At 70.6% G+C, this 6,017-nt stretch carries 3 protein-coding genes and 2 pseudogenes; all 5 read left to right on the forward strand.

The genetic code is table 11. From position 1 onward, the window contains the following. Window positions 1–424, forward strand: a pseudogene (locus Q0672_RS05975) (hypothetical protein); the annotation flags it as partial. A 6-nt stretch (window positions 425–430) separates the two neighbouring features. After that, window positions 431–3,232, forward strand: coding sequence for an AAA family ATPase (locus Q0672_RS05980; RefSeq protein WP_298620728.1), 2,802 nt, complete (start codon window positions 431–433; stop codon window positions 3,230–3,232). Between the two features lie 14 nt (window positions 3,233–3,246). Further along, complete coding sequence (locus tag Q0672_RS05985; protein WP_298620730.1) at window positions 3,247–4,458, forward strand: hypothetical protein; 1,212 nt, start codon at window positions 3,247–3,249, stop codon at window positions 4,456–4,458. A 79-nt stretch (window positions 4,459–4,537) separates the two neighbouring features. Further along, window positions 4,538–5,638, forward strand: a complete 1,101-nt coding sequence (locus Q0672_RS05990) for a GGDEF domain-containing protein (protein WP_298620732.1) — start codon at window positions 4,538–4,540, stop codon at window positions 5,636–5,638. 126 nt (window positions 5,639–5,764) lie between these two features. Continuing rightward, window positions 5,765–6,017, forward strand: a pseudogene (locus Q0672_RS05995) (lysine--tRNA ligase); the annotation flags it as partial.

Raw genomic sequence — 6,017 nt, forward strand, 5'->3', positions numbered from 1 at the left:
CTGGGCGCTCATCGTGCTGCCCAAGCGCGAACGCCAGATCAACCGCCAGAAGCTCGCCGACGACGGCCAGAGCGACATGTTCGGCAAGGACGCGCCCCTCGCCCACGGCGAGGAAGTCGCCGGCGCGCTCTCCGAGGCCTCGCTGCTCGCCGACTTCGCCCCGGTGCTGGGCCACAAGACCTACGTCCAGGGCAAGCTGCTGTCGCGCCTCGCCCAGCTGGGCTTCATCGAGCGCCGCGGCGGCATGATCCACGAAGGCCCGCTCCTCGACGTGCTGCTCGACTACCGCCTGATGGCCGACCGCATCATCTACGGCACCCTCGGCGAGGTGCTCTCCGAAGCCGGCCACCCGCCGCCCGCCCAAGACGCCTTCAGCGCCCCCGAGCCGGACGCCGATGCCGACCCCGACGACCTGACCGACTGAGCACCCATGTTCCACATCAAGCAACTCGAACTGGTCCACTGGGATTACTGGCGCCGCTTCAACCTACCGCTGGACGCCCAGATCATCACCATCGTCGGCCCCAACGGCTCCGGCAAGACCACGCTCCTCGACGCCCTGCGCACGCTCTTCGGCCTGCGCTGCTCCGGCAAGCGCGACTTCCGCCGCTACGTTCGCCGCGCCAACCGCAGCTTCGCGTGGATCCGCGCGGTGGTCGCCAACCGCCCGGGCAGCACCGGCAAGCGACCGTTCTTCCCGTGCCTGAAGGACGAAGTCACCCTCGCCTGCCGCATCCGCCGCGCTGGCGGCGACTGGACCCGCGACTACGCCATCGCCGACGGCGACGTGCCCATCGAGGCGCTGGAAGCCAACGAAGACAAGGCCGTCGAGTGGGTCGGCTACCGCGACTACCAGAGCCGCCTCGCCTGGGGCGGCCTCACCCCTGCCATCGCCAAGGTGCTGGCGCTGGAGCAAGGCGACACCGACAAACTCTGCGAATACTCGCCCAAGGCGCTGCTGGAGCTCGTCTTCGACGTCTTCGGCGACAAGGAAGTCCTCGACAACTACGACCTCGCCCGCGAGGAGCAGAACAACGCCGAGCGGGAGCTCGCCGCCCTCGGCCTCGACCTCGACCGCCTGCGCGCCCAGGCCGAAGCCAAGCGCCTGGAGGCCGACCGCTTCCTTGAGTGGAAGCAGCTCGACGACGAAGCCCGCGCCCTCGCCGCCGAGATCGTGCCGCGCCTCGAAGCCACCGAACTCGCCCGCGACATCGGCCACGCCCGCAGCGACATCGCCCGCGACAAGGACGACCAGCAGCGCTGCAGCCTCGAACTGGCCGACCTCCAGACGCGCATCCGCAGCGTCGAGGCCGAGAAGGCCGCCGCCGACGCCGAACGCAAGGCCGCCCGCAGCGCCGATCTCGAAGCCGAGAAAGCCCACCTCGCCGCCCACGACGAAGTGCGCGACGCCGAGAAGCTGCTGGCCGAACGCAGCGCCCTGCGCACCCGCCTGGCCCGCGAGGCCGGCGACGCTGCGGTCGACCTCGAAGCCGCCTACGCCAAGGCTGACGCCCGCCTGCTCCACCTGCAACGCCAGGAGCGCGAGGCCATCGCCGCCTTCGAGGAACGCACCAACCAGCTGCGCGCCACCCGCGATTCCCGCGGCTCGCCCGGCGACCCGGAGGTCAACCGCTTCCGCGCCCGCCTGAAGGAAGCCGGCATCGCCCACCGGGCCCTGTCCGAGATCGTCGAAGTCACCGATCCGGGCTGGCAGGGTGCGCTCGAGGCCGTGCTGCGCCCCTACCGCCACGTGCTGCTGCTGGAACGCGAGCAGGACCGCCACGCCGCCTGGGGCCTGGGCGAGCAGGAACGCTTCCGCCACTTCATCGTCCCCGAACTCGAACCCGCCCCGCCGGCCACCCGCGGCTCGCTGGCCGAGGTGATCCGCTTCGCCGACGCCGTGCCCCGCTGGCTCGTCGACCTGCTCAACCGCATCCAGCGCGTCGAAGACGCCGACGCCGCCCGCAGCCAGCCCCGCGAGACCGAGTGGATCACCCGCGACGGCTACCACCGGGAGCGCCGCGGTGCGCGCCACCTGGGCAAGCCGGCCGAGTTCCACTTCGGCGAGCTCGCCCGCGCCGCACGCCTCAAGCAGCTGGACGCCGACATGCACAGCATCGACGCCCGCCTGCGCGAGATCCGCCCGCAGCTCGACGCCGCCAAGGAAGAAGCCGACGCCCTGCGCGCCCGCCTCCACGGCATCGAGGCCGCCCAGCTGCTGGCCGCCCGCGCCGACGCCTTCGACGCCGCCGAAGCCGCCCTTCCGGCAGCAAAAGCCCGCCTCACTGCCGCCATCGCTGCCCGCGCCGAGGCCAAGGGCCAGGTGGACACCATCGACCAGCGCCTGCGCGGCATCGACATCGAACTCGACCGCCGCAAGGGCGCCATCAACGGCCTCACCCGCCGCCTGAAGGAGCTCACCGACGCTGCCACGCCGCGCCGCACCGAGCAGGCCCGCCGCATCCTGCGCCTGCGCCGGCTGCGCCGCGGCATGCCCGCCGACTGGCGTGACGCCCAGCAAAACGCCCTCCTCGCCGAAAAATACGGCGACGCCCGCGGGGCCCGGTCCGAGCTCGACCGCCTGCGCCAGCGCCTTGCCGACGGCGACTGGGTCACCGACGACACCGTGCTCACCCTCGCCGGCCGCCTGCGCGCCGACGTCACCGAGCGCGAAACCCAGTACCAGGAGCGGGAGCGCCATTGCAACGCCGCCCGCCACATCACCACCGAAGCCCGCGCCGCCTACATCGCCAAGCTGCGCGCCACCGTGCGCCAGTACGGCAAGAACCTGCGCGCCCTGGGCGAGCTGGCCAACGTGGATGTGGACTGCCCGGTGCCCCACCTCGAAAACGACGACCGGGCGCTTTCCGCCGCCGGCCTCGAGGTGCGCTTCGACTTCGACCGCAAGGGCGCCGTCGGCCTCAACGACGGCGAAGCCTCCGGCGGCCAGCAGGTGATGAAATCCCTGATCCTGCTCATCGCCCTCTTGATGGACGAAGCCCGCCCGGGCGGCTTCGTGTTCATCGACGAGCCCTTCGCCCACCTGGACATCGCCAACATCGACCGGGTCGGCAGCTTCCTGCGCGCCACCCGCGCCCAGTACCTCATCACCACGCCCGTCACCCACAACGCCAACGTCTTCGCCCCGGCCCAGCTCACCCTGGTCACCCGCAAGAAGAAACCCGGCGACGACTGGGCCCCGCCCATCGGCCTCATCCAGCGGGCGATCTGACGGCGGAGACGGTCATGGACTGGAGTGCGCCCGACCCAGACGGAATCCGCACCTGCCGGCTCGACGACCCGCTGCGGGCGAGCCTGAAGGGCCAACGCCGGCTGCGCCGCGGCAGCCCCAGGCCGCTCGACCTCGACACCTGGCCGGCGGAAGACCGCAAGCTCCTCGCCGACTGGATCCGCCGCGCATCCGACAAGGCCGTCCGCCACGAGACGCTGCTCCGGGCCGCCGGCCCCCAACGCGCCATGACCGCCGACCGGCTCCTCCAGACCCTGCTCCAGGCCGGCTCGGTCGAGATCGAGGAGATCCACGAGCGCGGGCACTGGTGGCCCCGGCAGATCCGCTTCATCGCCCCAACCGAGCTGCGCCGCAACCTCGGCCTGGCCGAACCCGACGCCGACCTCAAGGCCTGGCAGGATCTCCGTCAGCGCCGCTTCTCGCTCCCCGAGCTCGACCTCGCGGCGGAAGCCCTCGACGCCCTGCCCCCGGCCCGCGCCCTCGCCCGCCACGCCCTGCTCGACGCCCTCGAGCGCTGGCAGGCCGACCAGCGCGCCGGCACCTGGCGCGACTTCGCCCAGTTTGCCCGGGGTGACACCAAGCAGATCAGCGACGCCGAGAAAAGCTGGCTGGAGGGTGTCGTCTCCCTCGACGAGTTCCGCATCAGCGGCCACACGCCCCTGATCCTGCTGCGCCTCCCGGCCGCGCTGCACCTGACCGACGCCACCTGGCCCCTCGCCGCCGTCCCCGACTTTGCCGCCCTCACCCCGGCGACCATCGACGCCATCACCGCCGCCAGCCCCGCGCCTTCGGTCTGGCGGCTGGTCGAGAACCGGACCAGCTTCGAGCGCGTGGCCCGCACCAGCCCACCCGACGAAGCCGTGCTGTGGCTGCCCGGCTACCCGCCCTCCTGGTGGCGGCGCGCCGTCACCACCCTGCTGCGCCACCTGCCGGCCCCCGCGCGGATCGCCTGCGATCCCGACCCGGACGGCATCGCCATCGCGCTCCAGGCCGGACAGCTGTGGACCGAGGCGGGGCTCGACTGGCAGCCCTGGAAGATGTCCCCCGACGACCTCGACGCCCTGCCGGCCAAGCGCCCCCTCACCGAGCGCGACCAGACCCTCCTCGACAGGCTGGAGGCCGGCGCGCCGCTGCCCGACGCCCTCCACGCCCTTGCCGCGCACATCCGCCAGCAGCAACTGAAAGGCGAGCAGGAAGGCTATCTCTGAGCGCACCCGCCGGGCAGCTTCAGATTTCCCGGCGCCGGACGTTATTTGGCTCCACACGAATACCGTCCCGCTGCGCGCCATGCCTTCGCCCCCCGCGTCGTCCCCGTCCTCGCCCCGCCTGCTCGATCTTCTCGCAGGCGCCGAGGTCTTGTCGCGGACGCGGGATCTGCGGATGATCTTCCGCACTGCGGCCGAATGTGCCATGCGCTTTCTCGATGGAAGCTTCGGCCTGCTCTTCGCGGTGCGCTTCACCCCACCCGACCACACCGTGGGCCTCCTGGGCTGCTGCGTGTCGGACGGCACCGACACCTACTGGGACGACGTCTGCGACGGCAAATCCTGGCTGCCGGTCGATCCGCTGCTGGGCAGCTGCCTCGAGACCGACTTCGGCCACGCCATTCACCAGGAGGGCGACCTGTGGCGCCTCGCCTTCGCCATCGGCGCCCTCGGCCAGGCCCGCTGGGTGCTCGAGATCCACACCCGGACCCAGCCCCGTGACGCCGACTGCAGCGCCCTCGCGCTGTTCCTGCGCTGCTTCGAGAACCAGCAGCTGCAGTGGGAATACGCCAACCTCGACACCCTCACCCGGCTCCTCAACCGCAAGACCTTCGACGACGACTTCGAGCGCCTGATCGCCGCCGCCGAGCTGGCCGAGCAGGCGCTCAAGGCGCCCCAGGAGCGCCGCGAGCAAAGCCCGGCGATCACCCAGCCATGCTGGCTGGGCGTGGTGGATATCGACCACTTCAAGAAGATCAACGACAACTTCGGCCACCTCTTCGGCGACGAGGTGCTGCTGCGCGTGGCCGACCTCATGCGCCAGAGCTTCCGCAGCAACGACAAGCTCTTCCGCTTTGGCGGCGAAGAGTTCGTGATCATGCTCCGCAACGTGGCCGAGGATCACGTCCAGAACATCTTCGACCGTTTCCGCCGTGCCGTGGAGCGCTTCGACTTCCCCCGCGTCGGGCGCGTGGCCTGCTCGGTGGGCTTCTCGCGGATCGACCCGCGCCTGTCGCCGGCAGAACTCCTCGGCCGCGCCGACGAGGCCCTCTACTACTCCAAGGAGCACGGCCGCAACCAGGTCAATGGCTTCGACGAGCTCATCATGAGCGGCAAACTGCGCATCACCACCCCGGCCGGCCAGGCCCAGATCCAGTCCGACATCGACGAAATCTTCCTGTAGGGCGGCGCCGGACGGCGCGTTGCCCCCTCCAGCCCACGACGGGCGGGCCCGAATGTGTCAGAATTCAGGGCTTTGCGGCGTTTTGCGATGCTGCCGCACCCGATTCCGTTGATTGAAGAGCCCAAAATGTCCGACCAGACCAACACGCCCGCCCAGGACGAAAACCACCTGATCGCCGAACGCCGTCAAAAGCTCGCCGAATGGCGCGCCACCGGCAAGGCGTATCCGAACGATTTCTCCCGGGAGAACACCGCCGGCAAACTCGACGAGATCTACGGCGAAAAAACCGCTGAAGAACTCGAAGCGATGCCCGTCGAAGTCAAGGTCGCCGGTCGCATCATGCTCAAGCGCGTGATGGGCAAGGCCAGCTTCATCACCA

It is taken from the genome of uncultured Zoogloea sp. (assembly GCF_937894855.1).
Classification (GTDB): domain Bacteria; phylum Pseudomonadota; class Gammaproteobacteria; order Burkholderiales; family Rhodocyclaceae; genus Zoogloea; species Zoogloea oryzae.

Bases quoted from the DNA above. Each gene is read 5' to 3' on its own strand.
- Q0672_RS05980 (WP_298620728.1), top strand. From the start codon at position 431: ATGTTCCACATCAAGCAACTCGAACTGGTCCACTGGGATTACTGGCGC.
- Q0672_RS05985 (WP_298620730.1), top strand. From the start codon at position 3,247: ATGGACTGGAGTGCGCCCGACCCAGACGGAATCCGCACCTGCCGGCTC.
- Q0672_RS05990 (WP_298620732.1), top strand. From the start codon at position 4,538: ATGCCTTCGCCCCCCGCGTCGTCCCCGTCCTCGCCCCGCCTGCTCGAT.